Annotated in this window: 10 protein-coding genes and 1 pseudogene; 7 read left to right on the plus strand and 4 right to left on the minus strand. The window is 57.7% G+C overall.

What is annotated here, in order from left to right:
• Nucleotides 1–100: 100 nt before the first annotated feature.
• Nucleotides 101–1150, plus strand: coding sequence for a LacI family DNA-binding transcriptional regulator (locus NH344_RS08910; RefSeq protein ID WP_228168883.1), 1050 nt, complete (start codon nt 101–103; stop codon nt 1148–1150).
• Nucleotides 1151–1164: 14 nt separating this feature from the next.
• On the opposite strand, the gene gap is transcribed toward NH344_RS08910, so the two are convergent.
• Entirely contained in the window at nt 1165–2169 is a 1005-nt protein-coding gene (gap, locus tag NH344_RS08915) for a type I glyceraldehyde-3-phosphate dehydrogenase (RefSeq protein ID WP_044629385.1), read from the minus strand.
• Between the two features lie 243 nt (nt 2170–2412).
• On the opposite strand from gap, the gene pyk reads away from it, so the two are divergent.
• Entirely contained in the window at nt 2413–3879 is a 1467-nt protein-coding gene (gene pyk / locus NH344_RS08920) for a pyruvate kinase (RefSeq protein WP_253027796.1), read from the plus strand.
• Between the two features lie 54 nt (nt 3880–3933).
• Nucleotides 3934–4410, plus strand: a complete 477-nt coding sequence (locus tag NH344_RS08925; protein WP_044629387.1) for a methylglyoxal synthase — start codon at nt 3934–3936, stop codon at nt 4408–4410.
• A gap of 18 nt (nt 4411–4428) precedes the next feature.
• Here the strand turns inward: NH344_RS08925 and cra are convergent, their stop codons facing one another.
• Entirely contained in the window at nt 4429–5403 is a 975-nt protein-coding gene (cra, locus tag NH344_RS08930; protein WP_044629388.1) for a catabolite repressor/activator, read from the minus strand.
• A 237-nt stretch (nt 5404–5640) separates the two neighbouring features.
• Between cra and ptsP the strand changes: the two genes are divergently transcribed.
• The 4 genes from ptsP (at nt 5641) to pgi (ending at nt 13110) form a co-directional block, all read left to right on the plus strand.
• On the plus strand, nt 5641–8511 hold the full coding sequence (gene ptsP / locus NH344_RS08935; RefSeq protein ID WP_253027797.1) for a phosphoenolpyruvate--protein phosphotransferase: 2871 nt from the start codon (nt 5641–5643) through the stop codon (nt 8509–8511).
• A complete protein-coding gene (gene pfkB / locus NH344_RS08940) occupies nt 8511–9482 on the plus strand; it encodes a 1-phosphofructokinase (RefSeq protein ID WP_253027798.1) in 972 nt (323 codons plus the stop codon). The genes ptsP and pfkB overlap by 1 nt, the downstream gene beginning before the upstream one ends.
• On the plus strand, nt 9479–11218 hold the full coding sequence (locus tag NH344_RS08945; protein WP_253027799.1) for a PTS fructose-like transporter subunit IIB: 1740 nt from the start codon (nt 9479–9481) through the stop codon (nt 11216–11218). The genes pfkB and NH344_RS08945 overlap by 4 nt, the downstream gene beginning before the upstream one ends.
• A gap of 224 nt (nt 11219–11442) precedes the next feature.
• Nucleotides 11443–13110, plus strand: a complete 1668-nt coding sequence (gene pgi / locus NH344_RS08950; protein WP_058578331.1) for a glucose-6-phosphate isomerase — start codon at nt 11443–11445, stop codon at nt 13108–13110.
• 92 nt (nt 13111–13202) lie between these two features.
• Here the strand turns inward: pgi and NH344_RS08955 are convergent, their stop codons facing one another.
• Both NH344_RS08955 and NH344_RS08960 read right to left on the minus strand, forming a co-directional pair.
• A complete protein-coding gene (locus NH344_RS08955; RefSeq protein ID WP_197931381.1) occupies nt 13203–16031 on the minus strand; it encodes a DEAD/DEAH box helicase family protein in 2829 nt (942 codons plus the stop codon).
• Between the two features lie 10 nt (nt 16032–16041).
• Nucleotides 16042–17343 (minus strand): annotated as a pseudogene (locus NH344_RS08960) (site-specific DNA-methyltransferase); the annotation flags it as partial.
• Nucleotides 17344–17468 lie beyond the last annotated feature (125 nt).

Genomic DNA, 17468 nt, shown 5'->3' on the forward strand with positions numbered 1-17468 from the left:
CGTTATTCTTGTGCACTACAAGTTAATAATTAGCCTGCGCTGTATATGTGTCAGGCACGCACCCTCTCCGCTAACGTTCTTCACCTGTTTAGGAAGCACCGTGACCGCCCCTCGCCGAATGACCCTAAAGGATCTTGCGCTCGAACTCGGCGTCTCAACCGCGACGATTTCCAACGCCTTTAACCGACCCGACCAGCTCTCCCCGCTACTGCGCGACCGCATTCTTAAGGAAGCTAAGCGGCTGGGGTATAGTGGACCCGACGCCAAAGCACGCAGCCTGCGCACCGGACGCTCCAGCATCGTGGCGGTGATTCTGGCCGAAAGCCTGACTTACAGCCTGAACGATGCCGTGGCCAGTGAGTTTCTCTCTGGCGTGGCTGAAGTGCTGGATGCCCACGGCCATACCATGCTGTTATTACCGGGCCGAGGCCATGCTTCCCAGCCACCCGGCTCGGCTAATATCGCCGATGGATTTATCGTTTACGGGCTGATGCCCAACAATAAACTGCTGAACGAACTGTCCTCTCAACGCCCTTTGGTGTCGGTAGACTTCGATATCGACGGCAGCCCTACCGTGCACATCGATGATCGTGATGCCAGCTACGCGATGGCAACCCATGCGCTTAAGCAGCGCCCTCTTCGGCCTGCCATTATCAACCTGCGTTTAACTAAAGAGCACTGCAATGGCCGGGTGACCAAAGAGCACACGATGCTGCCCGACAGCAGCACGATAAGCCGTGCGCGCCTGGCCGGTTTTCATGCCGCGCTCACTGAGCATGGCTTTGATACCGAACAGGTTCCGCTGTGGAATATTGAAGAGAACGTGTTTGACGTGTGCTCGCCGGTGATTACCGAGATCATCGATCTGCCCGCTGAGCAGCGTCCAGATCTACTGCTATGCATGTCAGACCGAATTGCACTCACTGCGCTAACGCTAGCAGAGCAGCGAGGCATTCACGTCCCAGGGGAGTTACGAATTACCGGCTTTGACGGCATTGCCGAAGGGCAGTACCGGGCGCCACGCTTAACCACCGTACGCCAGGACAGCGCAGGTAAAGGACGTGTGGCAGCCAAAATGATTTTAGGCCGAATACCAAAAACCCAGCAGCTGCTCAAAACCGAGCTGCTGCTGGGCGATACCTGCCCTTAAAGATCAAACAGGAGTTATTTGGCGGTTTTCTGCATGGCGATGGCGGTATCCAACATACGATTGGAGAAGCCCCACTCGTTGTCGTACCACGCCATGATCTTCACCAGACGACCATTAACGCGAGTATGGTTAGCGTCAAAGGTAGACGAGTGCGCATCGTGATTGAAGTCGATAGACACCAGCGGCTGGGCGTTGACGGCCAAGACCGGGGAGTTTGCGGCGGCTTTCTCGACAATCGCGTTGATCTCTTCTTTGGTGGTATCACGACCCGCAGTAAAGGTTAGATCCACCAGAGAAACGTTGATCACCGGCACGCGCACGGCCAGGCCATCGAACTTACCCGCTAGCTCCGGCAGTACCAAACCCACGGCTGCCGCCGCGCCGGTTTTGGTCGGAATCATGGAGTGGGTGGCACTACGCGCACGGTAGGGATCGGAGTGATACACATCCGACAGGTTCTGGTCGTTGGTGTAAGCGTGAACGGTAGTCATCAGGCCGTTTTCGATACCGACTGCATCGTTCAGCGCTTTAGCGACCGGAGCCAAGCAGTTGGTGGTGCAGGAAGCATTTGATACCACGGTGTGCTCGGCGGTCAAAATGTCGTCATTCACACCGTAAACGATAGTGGCATCCGCATCCGGGCTAGGCGCAGAAATCAGTACGCGCTTTGCGCCTGCAGCAATATGCTTGGCCGCCGCTTCGCGCTTGGTAAACAGACCGGTACACTCCATGACGAGGTCAATATTCATAGAGGCCCAGGGCAGGTTGGCCGGATCGCGCTCAGAAGAGATCACAATACGATCCCCATCCACGCTGATGCTCTCTGCATCGTGCTCGACCGCAAATGGGAAATGGCCGTGAACGGTATCGTGGCGCAGCAGATGGGAGTTTAGGGAAGGGTCGCCCAGATCGTTAATCGCAACCACCTGAACGCGATCACGGTAGCCATTTTCGTACAGCGCACGCAGTACGTTACGGCCAATCCGTCCAAATCCGTTAATGGCAACTCTTATTGTCATGGTAGCACCTCAATCAAGCAGTGGTCGTAGATGGCGTATCCAGTAAAAAAATTACTAAAAATACGTATTTAGTCACCTATAGGCCGATTAAAACCTGCCATAACCGCCCCTAAAGGCTAATAACTATCCAACATGTAGTAAAATTACTATATAAAGGCTATCGTAGTCCAATACTTAATCAACGATTCATCAGCCCTTTTTATAGACTATGTTCAGCCCACGCTGCTCATTAGGAGTACCACTATGACACGCGCAACGTCCCCAACCCCCCTTCGTCGTACCAAAATCGTCGCCACGCTTGGCCCAGCCAGTGACCGCCCCGGGGTGTTGGAAGCCATGCTAAAAGCGGGCGTTGACGTGGTGCGGCTGAATTTCTCCCACGGCTCTGCCGATGATCATCGCCGCCGCCTCACCGAAGTGCGCGAGATTGCTCAGCGCTTAGGCCGCAGCGTAGCAGCACTGGGCGACTTGCAAGGCCCTAAAATTCGCATTTCCCGCTTCAAAGAAGGCGCTATCCACTTAGACATCGGCCAAGCGTTTGTGCTCGATATGGCCATGGATGCCAATAGCGGCACCGCCGAACGGGTTGGCTGCGACTACAAAGCGCTGGTAGATGACGTTTCACCCGGCGACCGCCTGCTGCTGGATGACGGCCGCGTCGTGCTGGATGTCACCTCTATTGTTGGGCAGGAAGTTCACACCCAAGTTCACGTGGGTGGCAAGCTGTCTAACAACAAGGGTATTAACAAACAGGGCGGCGGCCTGTCGGCACCGGCCCTCACCGACAAAGATAAGCAGGACCTGAAAACAGCCATTGAGATTGGCGTGGACTATTTAGCCGTCTCCTTCCCGCGTCACGCCGCCGATATGCAAGAAGCCCGCGCGCTGCTGGGCGAGGAAGGCAAAGAGATTGGCTTGGTCGCTAAACTGGAACGCGCAGAAGCCGTAGCCAACGATGAAACCTTAGACGCCATCATTGAAGCGTCAGAAGCGGTGATGGTCGCCCGTGGCGACCTGGGCGTAGAGATTGGCGATGAAGCGCTGATCGGCACGCAAAAGCGCATTATCAAGCATGCTCGCTCACTAAATCGTGCGGTGATTACGGCTACGCAGATGATGGAGTCGATGATCGAATCGCCGCTCCCTACCCGTGCGGAAGTCTTCGACGTGGCTAACGCCGTGCTCGACGCCACCGATGCGGTCATGCTCTCTGCGGAAACGGCGGCAGGCGACTATCCGGTGGAGACCATCGAAGCCATGGACCGCGTCTGCCTGGGTGCCGAGCGGGAGCGCATTGCTCAAGCCTCCGGCCACCGCATCCATGAAGGCTTCGAGCGGATCGATGAAACCATCGCACTCTCCGCTATGTACGCCGCCAACCATCTGACCGGCGTACGCGCCATTGCCTGCATGACCTCCACCGGCTACACGCCGCTGATTGCCTCGCGCATCCGCTCTGGCTTGCCGATTGTCGGCTTGGCTCACAGCCCCATCGCCCAACGGCGCATGGCGCTCTACCGTGGCGTAGTCTCGATTCCATTCGATACGACGCACATGGAGGCCACCGAGGTGAACCATGAAGCCATCAAACTGCTGAAGGCCCATGGATTGGCACGCCCAGGTGAGCATGTCATTCTTACTCGCGGCGACCATATGAATGCCCACGGCGGCACCAATACCATGAAAGTACTGGCCGTCGACGCCGAATGAATAACCGTCTCGACGGACGATGAATAACAATCGAATGACCAGGAGAGCCATGCCATGAACGATGCCCGCCCACCCCGCCAAGCCGTGCGCACGCTGCAACCGCGCAAGCGTATTGCGCTGATTGCCCACGATGGCAAAAAAACCGAGATGCTGGAGTGGGCGACGCGCTGGCAAGACACACTCAGCCAGCACACGCTGATTGGCACAGGCACTACCGCAGGGCGGCTGAAAACCGCCCTGGGGCTAGAAGTGGAAGGCTTAATGAGCGGGCCGCTAGGCGGCGACCAGCAGATCGGGGCGCGTATCGCCGAGCAGCAGCTCGACGTGCTGATCTTCTTTTGGGACCCCTTTGCACCGCAGCCCCACGACCCGGATGTGAAAGCGCTGCTGCGCCTTGCCGCGCTATGGAACGTGCCGGTGGCCTGTAATGCGGCCAGCGCCGACTTTCTGCTCTCCTCGCCCTATCTTAGCGAACGATATGATATGTCGATTCCAGACGCCAACGCCTGGGCACAGGCACGCACGGTATAAACCGCGCGCCGCCTGCGCTCAGCGAGTACGCAGGCGGCGCGCGACCACCTGCTGCCCGCATTGGTAGCTTCCATTCATCGCGCCCAGTGCGCACTGAAGCGTCAGCTCGGCGATGCGGTCATAATCCTGCAGCGCCGAATTAACCGGCTGGGGCAGAAAATCTAACAGGCGGTGGTCACCAAAAGTGGCTAACCGCAGCGTCTCCGGCAGCCCCCCCTGGGCAAGCAGCTCATCAAACACACCTTCCATGAGCGCGTAGGAGGCCGTGACCAGCGCATCTACCTCGCCTGCAGCAAAGAGCTGTTGCGCCAGTTCAACGCCCACATCCCGCTCGTAGCGCCCACCGCTAAAGGTAACGGCTTCAACCCCCGTCCCTTCCAGCGCGGCAAAAAAGCCCGCACGCCGCTCACGACTCACCGAGAGTTCGGGCATGGCATCCAACCAGGCAATGCGCCGTGTTGAGCCATCCATCACCGAGCGCGTCAGCGCGTAAGCCGCCTTTTGGTCATTGCTCACCACGCTGGCAAAACGCTCGGGGGTCAGGCCCCGGTCCATCCCAACGACGCTCCAGCCTTCGTCGGCCAAATCCGTATAAAAGGTGTCGTTTTCCGGCAGGCAGCTGGCGGTAATCAGCACCTCACAGCGCTGGGCACGCAGCGCCAAGGCCAGCGTGCGCTCACTATCCGCGCAGTCATCGGAACTCACCACCAACAGCTGGTAGCCGCGCTCGCGAGCACCGCGTTCCAGGCGTTTGGCGAGGCGCGCGTAGCTGATGTTTTCCAAATCCGGCACGATCAAACCGATCAACCGGCTAGCGCCCCGGCGCAGCGCGGCTGCCTGGGGGTCAATGTGATAGCGGTGCTGACGCACCACAGCCATCACTTTATCGATGGTAGCTGAACTAATGCGCCGCTGTTCAGCCTGGCCGTTGATTACATAGCTTGCCGTGGTGCGCGAAACCCCGGCGAGCCGGGCAATATCGGCAAGTGTCATGCTGGTTTCTCCCTAAATGAAGACGGCAGTTTAGCAGCCGTTTTACCCTCTTCAGACAAAAGTCTAAAGAAACAACCCTTGTGCCAAAAAGTGAATCGATTCAGCATAGCCAACTAACCACAGGTGACACGATTCATCCAGCTAACCTTAACGATCTACGACTAACGTTTTATGCGCGCACTTTCGCCGCCAATCGCAGACGTTGCCGTTGCCTGACCGCGTTTACAGGAGACCCCTATGTTGACACTCGGCCCCGATGACATCTTGCTCGACCGCCACGCGGACAACTGGCAAGCTGCGCTCGACAGCGCCGCCAACGCTCTGGCAGAGGCTGGCTTGGTTGCGGCCGAGTATCGCGATGGCCTCCACGCCCGCGAAGCGCAGTCCTCAACGTACCTAGGCAACGCCATTGCCATTCCCCACGGCACTCCAGAAAGCCGCCATCACGTCAAACGTACCGGCGTACGGGTGCTGCAGTTCCCTAAAGGGGTGCAGTGGCACGACGGCCACACCGTACATGTGCTGGTCACCATTGCGGCACAAAACGACGAGCACCTAGATATTCTGCGCCAGCTTACCCACGTTCTCGACCGCGACGGCGTAGCAACCGAATTAGCCCGCGCCAGCTCCGCCGCCGATGTTGCGCGCCTGCTCTCGAAGCCGTCCTTAGCGCCGCGTCTGGATGCCGATACGCTATGTGTTAACTTTCCCGCCCGCGACCCGCAGGAGCTGGCCCTGGCGGCGGCAGCGCGGCTGCGTCAAAGCGGCTGCGTGGATAACGGTTTTATTAGTGCCGTGGCGAGCGCCCAGCCCCAGTGGTTGGGCAAAGGCCTATGGCTTTCAAGCCACGCCCAAGGGGTGAACCAGCCCGCACTAGGCGTGGCGACCCCCGCCGATGGCACCATCGAACACGGCGGCCATCCGGTTCATGCGCTGTTCTGCCTGGCCGCCAGCGGCGACGCCCACCGGCCGCTGCTCGAACAGTTGATGGCGGTACTAGAGAACGGCGAAAGCGACAGCTTTGTGGGCAAAAATAGCGCCCAACTGCTGGCAGCGCTGGCCGGTGAAACCGCCAGCACCCAAACCCGCCGCGTGCGCGTTCTGAACCCCCACGGCCTGCACGCCCGCCCGGCCAAACAGCTGGTACAGATCGCTCGTGCCCAGCCCATGCCCATCAACGTACGCCTGGAAGAGGGCAGCGCCACCACGGTATCTGCTGCCAGCTTGACCAAAGTGATTGGCCTGGGTGCACGCCGTGGCCAATGGCTGATCTTCTCTGCCGAGGGCGAACAGGCAAGCGCCGCGTTAGACGCCATTGCCGCCGCCGTCGAGAGTGGCTTGGGTGAGAAAGTCACGCCCTTCGATGGCGGTCGCGACGCGGCCCCAGCCGCTAGCACCAGTAAGCCCGCCGTTGAGCCGCTGGCCGCTGACACGCCGCACACCGGTGTAGCAGCCTCGCCAGGCTTGGCGATTGCGCCGGTGTTCGTCATTCGTCCGATGCAGTTCGACTATCCTGAGCACGCCAATCAGCCCGACGACGAGATCGCCCGCCTGGAGGCAGCGCTGAAAGAAGGGGCTGCCCAGCTTCAGGCGCTGGTACACAAAGCGCCCGGCGGCGAAGTCGCCGACATTCTCTCCATGCACGAAGAGATGCTCGACGACCCCGAACTGCACCAGGCGGCGATTGACGCCATCCGCGAAAGCCGCTCGGCGGAAGCGGGCTGGTGGGAAGCTATCGACACCGCCGCCCACGCCCAAGAGATGCTGGCCGACCGGCTGCTGGCCGAACGCGCCGCCGACCTGCGCGATGTCGGCCGCCGCGTGCTCGGCGTGCTTTGCGACGTCAGCCTGCCCGAGCCGCCCGAGCACCCCTATATTTTGGTGATGGACGATATCGGCCCCTCCGATGTGGCCCGCCTGGATACCTCCCGCGTGCGTGGCCTGCTGACCGTGCGCGGCGGCGCCACCGCCCACAGCGCGATTCTGGCTCGCGCACTTGGCATTCCTGCGGTAGTAGGTGCCGGTGAAGCGGTCATGGCGCTACACAACGGCGGCATGATGATTCTGGATGGCGAGCGCGGCCGCGTGACCTCGCAGCCTTCCGAGGAGCGCCTGCGCCGCGCCGAGCAGCTGCTGCTCGACCAGCAGCAGCGTGAAGCGGACGCCTGGGAGCTACGCTTCGAGCAGGCGCAAACTCGCGACGGCCACCGGGTTGAGGTTGCCGCCAACCTGGGCAACACCGCCCACGCCGCCGATGCGGTAGAGCGCGGCGCGGAAGGGGTCGGCCTTTTGCGCACCGAGTTCCTGTTTATGGCCTACTCCAGCGCGCCGGATCTCGCCACGCAAATCGCCGAGTACCGTGAAGCCACCGATGCCCTCGACGGCCGCCCGCTCGTCGCCCGCACCCTGGACGTCGGCGGCGACAAGCCGCTGCCCTACTGGCCGGTGCCCCAGGAAGACAACCCCTTCCTCGGCCTGCGCGGCATTCGTCTAGCGCTGACCCAACCAGAAGTGCTGGAAACCCAGATTCGCGCACTGCTGATGGCCGCCGTCGGCAAACCGCTACGCATCATGCTGCCGATGGTTAAAGACGTGGCCGAGTTCCGCGCGGCGAAGGCGATTTATGACCGCCTGCTCAACGAGATCTCCCCCCAGCAGCGCGCCACCGATGTACAGCTTGGCGTGATGATTGAGGTGCCCTCCAGCGCCTTGCTAGCACCGACGCTGGCCGCCGAGGTCGACTTCTTCTCAGTGGGTACCAACGATTTAACCCAGTACACCCTCGCGATTGATCGCGGCCACCCAGAGCTATCCGCCCAAGCCGATGGCCTGCACCCAGCGGTACTGCGGTTGATCCAAATGACCGTCGAAGCCGCCCACGCTCACGGCAAATGGGTCGGTGTTTGCGGCGAGCTGGCTTCTGATGCCATGGCCGTACCGGTTCTGGTGGGCTTAGGTGTCGATGAACTCTCCGTCAGCGCACGCCAAATCCCGCTGGTCAAAGCCCGCCTGCGCGAGTTTGATCTTGCCCAAGCCCAGGCCAGCGCCCAGTTAGCGCTGAGCAAAGCCACTAGCGATGAAGTCCGCGACGCCCTGGAGGCCCGCTAATGGCACGCGTGGTCTGTATTACGCTCAACCCCGCGCTGGATCTCGCCTTCAACCTGGATGCGCTGACGCTGGGGCATGTCAACCGCCCCACCGGCGCGCAGCTGGAAGCCGCAGGTAAAGGTGTGAACGTCGCGCGGGTGTTGGCAAGTTTAGGTCACGAGGTGATCGTCAGCGGCTTCTTGGGCGAAGAGAACGACGCCCCGTTCAGCCTCGCCTTCCCCCGTTACGGCGTTGAAGATGCCTTTGTGCGGGTGCCGGGCAACACGCGCATCAATGCCAAACTGGCCGAGCAGAGCGGTCGGGTGACCGATATCAACAGCCCCGGCATGCCCATTGAAGCCGCCCATCTGGAGGCTTTACGCACCACGTTAAGCGGCCTGTTTGAAGGTAGCGCGCCGCCTGAGGCTGTGGTGATCGCAGGCAGCCTGCCTCCCGGCATCGACCAACCCGCGTTTGGCGAGCTGCTTGCCTTCCTGAAAGGTTTCGGGGTGCCGCTGTGGGTGGATACCAGCGGCCCGGCACTGCTCACGGCGATTGCCGCGCAGCCTGCCGCCGTAAAACCCAACGAAACCGAGCTGGCCGACTGGGCAGGAAGCGCGCTCGATACCGAACAGCAGCGCCAAGCCGCCGCCGAGCGGCTGCACGCCAGCGGCATCGAACACGCGCTGATTTCAGCGGGTGCTGAAGGCGTTTTATGGGTGAGCCAGCACGGCACTTGGCAATCCACGCCACCGACCGTCACTGCCACCAATACCGTTTGCGCGGGCGACACCTTTGTGGCGGGCATGCTGCATGGACTGCTGAGCCAGCATACACCCGTCGATACGCTTCGTTTCGCCACGGCGCTTTCTGCCGAAGCGGTACGCCATGTTGGCGTAGGCACTTCCCACGCCGATGATTTTGACTCACTCCAACAACAGACCCGGGTACGGCGTCTTGACGACACCCACACCGAGGGAGCCACGCGATGAACCTAATCCTGATTACCGCCTGCCCCAGCGGCATGGCGACCACGTTCCTGGCCGCCAAGCGCCTAGAGCAAGCCGCCAGGCGGCTGGGCTGGAACGTTCATGTAGAGATGCACGGCGAGATTGCGCCACTGCAAGCCGCCAGCGCCGAGCAGATTGCTAACGCCGATTTGATCGTCGTGGCCGCCGACCACGTGCCCGCCCCAGAGCGTTTCGAGGGCAAGCGGCTGTTCCAGGCCCCCATTGCCAGCGCCCTGCCCGACCCCAGCGCCTTCTTAAGCCAAGCTAAGCGGGAAGCGCCGATCTACAGTGCCCCAGCAGCCACAGCGGCTGCCCCGACTAACAGTGCGGGCGGCAAAAAAATCGTTGCCGTCACCGCCTGCCCCACCGGTGTTGCCCACACCTTTATGGCCGCCGAAGCGCTGGCCGAAGCGGGTAAGGCCATGGGCCACCAGATTCGCGTGGAAACCCAAGGCTCGGTGGGCGCGCAAAACAAACTCACGGAAGCGGAAATCGCCGACGCGGACGTGGTCGTATTGGCCTGCGACATCGAAGTGGACCCGTCACGCTTTGCGGGTAAACGGGTTTATCGCACCTCTACCGGCAACGCGCTGAAAAAGCCGCGCCCGACCCTGGAGGCTGCCTTCACCGATGCCGCTGTTGAAGATGACACCAGCGCCGCCAGCAGCAGCGCCACCGCCAAAAAAGGCATGAAAGAGAAAGGCGTCTATAAACACCTGCTGACCGGTGTTTCCTTTATGCTGCCCATGGTGGTGGCGGGTGGCTTGTTAATAGCCCTCTCGTTCGTGTTCGGTATCGAAGCGTTCCAGGAAGAGGGCACCCTGGCCGCTGCGCTAATGCAGATTGGTGGCGGCACGGCCTTCGCGCTGATGATTCCCGTTCTGGCGGGCTACATCGCCTACTCCATCGCCGACCGCCCCGGTATTGCCCCCGGCATGATTGGCGGTATGCTCGCCGCCGAGATTGGCTCTGGGTTTATCGGCGGTATTCTGGCCGGTTTCCTGGCGGGCTACGTGGCCCTCGCCGTCACGCGCTACGTGAAACTGCCTTCCAGCGTTGAGTCGCTCAAACCGATTCTGATCATCCCGCTGATTGCCAGCTTGGTCACCGGCCTGACGATGATCTACGTGATTGGCGAGCCGGTGGCTGCCGTGCTGAGCGCGCTCACCAGCTTTTTGGAGTCCATGGGCTCGACCAATGCCGTGCTGCTGGGCATTCTGCTCGGAGCCATGATGTGCTTTGACCTGGGTGGCCCGGTCAACAAAGCGGCCTACACCTTTGGCGTCGGCTTGTTGGCCTCTGAAACCTACGGCCCAATGGCCGCGATCATGGCCGCCGGCATGGTGCCCGCCATTGGTATGGGCATTGCCAGCTTCGTGGCGCGTAACAAGTTCTCTGCCCCCGAGCGGGAAGCGGGTAAAGCCTCGTTCGTGCTGGGCCTGTGCTTTATCAGTGAAGGCGCGATTCCCTTCGCGGCGAAAGACCCGCTGCGCGTGATTCCCGCCTGTATCGCCGGTGGCGCGGTCACGGGTGCGCTCTCCATGCTGGTGGGTGCCAAGCTGATGGCCCCCCATGGCGGCATCTTCGTGCTGCTGATTCCTAACGCCATTACTCCCGCTCTGCTTTACCTGGGCGCGATTGTGGTGGGCTCTTTGATCACCGGCCTGGGCTACGCGTTTATCAAACGTGGCGCTGCCCAAGTAGCCGTTGCCAGCTAAAAGCGGCACACTAAGGGCGAGGCAATCTCGCCCTTTTGTTTTTTAGTCAGACATTCAAAACGACCACCACCCCGCTGTTTTATTAACCATTTTTCGCTAGCTGTTGTTCTCACGCGCGCAATATGTAGTATTTTTACATAAATAACAGCGACGCCAGGGGGGCGGACACGCCCCGTTAGCGATAACGATGTAAAACAGATGTAAAAACAACAGGACCGCCCGTTATGTTTCAACTCACTCGCAGCGTTACTTGGCAGGCCCTAGAGCGCCTGCGCGATAAAACCGCCAATGACCGCATTCGTGATTACTTTACGAGTGACCCGCAGCGCTTCGAAAAAATGAGCCTCCGCGTCGGCGGCCTCTTTCTAGATTACTCCAAGCATCAGGTGTCGGATGAAGTGCTGGCCAAACTGATTGAGCTAGCCGACCACTCCGCCCTGGTACAGCGCCGCGCCCAAATGTTTTCTGGCGACATTATCAACGTGACCGAGAACCGTCCGGTACTCCACACCGCGCTACGCCATCTTGGCGATGAGCCGGTGTATGTGGATGGCGAAGACGTGATGCCCGAAATCACCCGCACCCGCGAGCAGATCAAGCTGTTCTCAGAAGCGGTGCGTAGCGGCGAGTGGAAAGGCTATAACGGCCAGCGCATTAAAGACGTGGTCAATATCGGCATTGGCGGCTCGGACCTCGGCCCCAACATGGCGGTGCGTGCGCTGTTGAAGTATCGCCACCCGGAGCTGCACTTCCACTTCGTTTCCAACGTGGACGGCACCCATATTCAGAAAGTGCTCTCACGGCTCGACCCCGCCACCACGCTGTTTATCGTCTCTACGAAAACCTTCTCCACCCAGGAGACCCTGCTCAACGCCAAGACTGCGCGGCGCTGGTTCCTGGAGAACGCTGGCGAAGACGCCGACGTGGGCGCGCACTTTATTGCCGCTTCCACCAACCGCAAAGCGGCGATGGAGTTCGGTATTCGCGAAGAGAACGTGTTCGAGTTTTGGGCCTGGGTGGGCGGCCGCTACTCCATGTGGTCTTCCATCGGCTTACCGATTGCGCTCTCGATTGGCTTTGAAGGTTTTATCGAGCTGCTGGAAGGTGCCCATGAGATGGACCGGCACTTTATCGAAGCGCCTTTCGCTCAAAACATGCCGGTCCTTATGGCGCTGATCGGCATCTGGTACATCAACTTTATCGGCGCCGAGACCCAGGCCATCGTGCCCTACGACCAAGCGCTGAACCAGTTGCCCTCCTTCCTGCAGCAGTTGGATATGGAGTCTAACGGCAAGTCGGTGGATATTTTCGGCCACCCGGTGAACTACAAAACCGGCCCGATTGTGTGGGGCCAAACCGGCTCCAACGGCCAGCACGCCTTCTTCCAGCTGCTGCACCAGGGCACCCGCTATGTGCCCATCGATTTTATCGCTTCGCTCAAGCCGGAACCGGGCGTGGAAGACCACCACTTCGCCCTGCTGACCAACATGCTGGCCCAAGCCAACGCCTTTATGGAAGGCAGCCAAGGCGACAGCAAAGAGCTTAGCCAGCTCGACCCCTATAGCTGCCCCGGCAACCGTCCCTCCAGCACCCTGCTGCTCGACGAGCTAACGCCGAAAAACCTGGGCGCGCTGATTGCGCTCTACGAGCACAAGGTGTTCGTTCAGGGCGTAATCTGGAACATCAACTCGTTCGACCAGTGGGGCGTACAGCTAGGCAAGCGCATCGCCGGTGAAATCAGCGAGCGCATCGACGCCAACGCCGCCGACTTCGACGCTTCTACGCAGGGGCTGCTTGAGCTGGTGCGTGCCCACTTTCCCACCAGCGCACGCAAAGCCGATAGCGCCGAGCCAGCAAGCAGTGATAAAAAACCGGTGCGCAAGAAGCGTTAGGATAAAAAGTAAGTAAGCACAGCGCCTTGGCAGACTACCAGGGCGCTTTTGGGTCAGGCTTTTGAACATATCCAGCGCCCTTCCAATATGCGCTACTGAGCCACCAAGCCGCTCAAACTGCTGACTTCCTTGAAAACCACATCATCGGCAAGGTTGAAGTGCCTGTGTCCGCATTCGATCTTCAAGCGTTCGTTGCGGCGCAGATCGGCTTTGACCGTGCTGGATTTGGTTTCTGCAACAAAGTAGACGCGTTCTTCGTTTTCAAACACTACTGCCCAATCAGGGTTGTAGGTGCCCAGCGGGGTGGCAATTTTGAACTTGCCCGGCAGCTTGAAGAAGAACCTGACGCGTGGGTCGAGCGAACACTCATGGGCAAAGGTGTTTTCTACCTCGCTGTCGCTCATTACACAGCTGAAAGCGTCGCCCTTAGGGTCTTGAGTATCGCTCTCTAGCGGTTGGGCTTCCAGCAGAGTTTTGTTCAAGGGGGTGGTTACATCATCGCGGGTTTGCGGGTAGACGCTGCTCAGGTAGGTTTCTACAGGCTCATCAAACAGTGTCATCTCGTAGCGTTTGCCGTTGATTTCATGGTACTCAATGCCTTTCACCAGCAGCGCTTGAAGCTCAGTTTTAATCGCGGCAACCACGGTATCCAGAAACGCCTGGGGGTTGATCAGCAGCTCATCCAAGCGATTGGACTGGTCAAGAATCGCAAATAAGGTGGAGCGCGTCAGATGCACACGGTTTTGAATGTAGGCGTAAACATCCGGTACCGGCACGTTTTGGTAACTGGCGTTGCTTTCATCAATACCGGTTTCCACACCCTGAATACCTTCCTCATTCATGTGCAGCTTGGCTTTGCGAGAGCGCACCTTAGGAGCCTGAACTTTAGGATACTGGTTAGTATCCGTTAAAACTTTCACGCATTTTTCAATCAGCTCAGGCGTATCCAGCGTCACGCTGTAGCGGGTCTGGTAATTGATGCGCTGCCAGATCGCCTTGAAAAGCGCCTCGTCTTCAGCACTCAGCGCCTTGCGCTGTACACGCGCCTTGGCGCGGGCATTTTTCACCCGGCCTTTGAAGCTGACATCGGTTTCGTCTTCAATTTCCTGCTGCAGAGTGCGGGCAAACACCTCGTAGCTTTCATTGGGAATCACCGTGAGCACATTGATGCTTTTGTCGTGTATCCGTTCCCCCTGTTGGTTCACCGCAAGGCGCAAGCCACGGCCAATTTCCTGGCGCTTTTTCAACTGGCTCTGGGTTTCGTTCAGGGTGCAGATCTGGAACACATTGGGGTTATCCCAGCCTTCCCGCAGGGCCGAATGGCTAAAAATAAACTGCAGCGGCTCTGCCATATCTAACAACCGCTCTTTGTCCTGCATGATCAAGGTATAAGTATCATCATCCTTTTTAGAACCGCGCTCGGTGCTATCCACCCATATTTTTTTGGCGGCGGCCCCTTTGCCTTTTTTATCGCCTGAGAAGTAGCCGTTATGTACCTCGCTGGCAGAGTAAGGAATCAAATCTTTATAGTGCGCCTTGGCGGCGTACTTTTCGAAAGCCTCTTCAAACCACTGGGCAAACTTGCCGGGTACGGCATTGCCTTCATCATCATAAGCGCGGTAATTGGCGACCTTGTCAATAAAGAACAGGCTGAGCACTTTAATGCCGCTTTCCTTGACTTTTTTCAGCTTGGCAAAGTGCGCGGCCACGGTGCGTTCGATCTGAAAGCGCATCACATCATCACTTAGGCCGCCCCGCTGTTCGTTCAGGCGCAGGACACCGTTTTTATTGAACTCAATTTCGGTATCGCTTAAAAATTCATTAAGAATGAACCCATCCGCATAGACTTCACGGTACTTGGATTTTTTATAGAGGTCATCGCCTACCTTGAGGCTCACGCTTTTTCGCTTAACGCCGGTTTTTTCATTAACGTCTATCACCACCTTGGCAGTTAATGATTTGGCCTTTTGTTCAATGGCAACCAGCTCTATAAACGCCTGATTCTGACTTTGATCCGACTCAACACCATCCACTTCAATCTGCTTGACCAGCCCCAGGTCATAGGCCTGCACCGGGTCTAGTTTATACAGTAGGTTATAGGGGTTTTTATGAGTGGCCGAATAGCGCAAAGTGCATAACGGGTTGAGATTGCGTATGGCTTTACGGCGAATATCCGTTTCAAAGTTCTGCGGCTCATCGACAATCACAATCGGTTTGACCGCTTTGATGTACTCAATCGGCGCGAAGGCTCTTTCGCCTTTCTGGTTGATTTTATTGATGCTTTTTTTCTTGGTGGCGTTGCTATCATCAATATCTTTGGAAAAACTGTCGATATTGATCACCAGCACGCTCAACGCATCGCTTTGAGCAAAATGGCGTAAGTCATTAGGCCGATTACTGTCGTAGAGCATTGGTAGACAGGGCACGTTGGCATAGTCAGCGGCGAAGTGGCTGCGGGTGACTTCCAGGTTTTTCATGGTGCCTTCACGGATTGCTACGCTGGGCACTACCACAACAAACTTCTTGAAGCCGTACACCTTATTCAATTCATACATGGTGCGAATAAAGGTGTAGGTTTTGCCGGTACCGGTTTCCATCTCGATGGTTAAGTGTGGGCAAAACTCGTCGCTTACCTGCCCCTCATCGCTCTTGACGGTCCAGCGGTCGGCCTGCAGCGTGGCAACGGTTTCAATGCCGTTGCTGGCCTGCACCTTGTGCACATTTTCCAGCACCTGCTGTTCGGTGAGCACCAACGAATTGCCAATACTACCATCCCCGGCGTAGTTCACGCTGGCAGTGGAACTGACCAGTTCAAACTCCCCGGTGGCCAGCGGCTGGCCGTCAAACACCTGCACGACCGACTGCACCGCACGCTCCTGGTAGGCCTGATGAGTAAACTGCAGCGTCATCTTGTGTGACATATCAAGCTCCTTAAATTACCAGCAGGCTGATATCCTGCGCGGCCAAATCAAGCTGCAGGTTACTCAGCTGTTCATCACCTTGCGCCCCCACAAAACAGGAATTGAGCATGATGACCTGGGCCGGGCTGGCACTGAGAATCTCATCGCGCAAGGCCTCAACATAGGGTTCAAAGCATAGCCACAGGTAGCGGTCATCTTCTCTTAACACGCGGTGAACGGTAATGCCGCAAGCCAACTTGCGCGGCTTGCTGATTGCATGAACACCCAAGGCCCCCAGGCCATTTTTAAGCAGTAGCTCGGTGAGCATAGCGATCTGTTCATCAGGGGCTTTTTCAGTATTCTGCAAAGCATCGAGCTGTTGGCGAATAGCGCCGGGGTCGCTGATATCGCTGTTCCACACCTTGAAGTTGCTGGGTGCCAGGGTGAAATTCGCACAGGCCAGCCCTTCCGTTTTTTCCGGGTGTTCGGCTTTTAGCTTGGCGATAACTTTTTCGATACGGGCACGGGTAATATCCGCAATTGTGCGGTAACCGGCCTTATAAGCCTCGCTATTTTCTTCGAGCTTTTCGGGGAGTTGGACGCTAATGGATTGGCGGTTACCGCCGTCTTCAGCGTTAAGTTCCATTAGTGCGTGGGCTGTAGAGCCTGACCCTGAGAAGAAATCGAGAACTATATCATTATCTATAACAGCCCCCACTTTTAAAATTCTCTTTAGCAACCTAACTGGTTTAGGCCCATCAAAATAGCCTTTATCGTCAAATAGTTCTTTTAACTCTTGCCTTCCCTCTTGATTATGACCCACTTCGTCATGAAGCCATAAAGTAGTGGCAACCATACCTTGCTGCACGTCTGTTAGAAATCTTTTTAAACGAGGAACATTATCTCCATTAGCTCCGAACCAAATCCTATTATCTTCAATCAGCTCTTGCATTCTTTCTTTACTTGTTGACCAGCATCTGCCATCTGCAGGTTCAACGACTCGCCCACTTGGTGTAGTTATAGGATAGTTATATTTTTCTGAGTAGGTCTTTACTGTCAAATTGTCTGATATCCAAACTCCTCTAGGATCATTATCTAAATTTTTATAACGCTCATTTGCTGCTTCGGTACGTTCAAGTCTGCCTACATTAAAAAATCTTTTTGATTTTGCATATAAAAGCACATAGTCATTGCTATCAGACAAATATTTTGCATCATTTTTTGGCGAAAATGCCCTCTGCCAAACTATTTCTGCAATAAAATTTTCTTCCCCGAAAACCTCATCACAAAGCAACTTCAAATTCGCCGCTTCGTTGTCATCAATACTTATAAACCTGAATCCGTGAGACCGCCCCCCGGAAGCACTTCTAACCCACTGACCTGCATGGCAATATAGCCATTATCGCCATTCACCCAGACAGTGCCATGCCCAACATAAAGTTCCGCGCCAGTCGCCGC

The sequence above is a fragment of the Halomonas sp. Ps84H-12 genome (genome assembly GCF_024124725.1).
GTDB classification, from domain to species: Bacteria; Pseudomonadota; Gammaproteobacteria; order Pseudomonadales; family Halomonadaceae; genus Vreelandella; species Vreelandella aquamarina.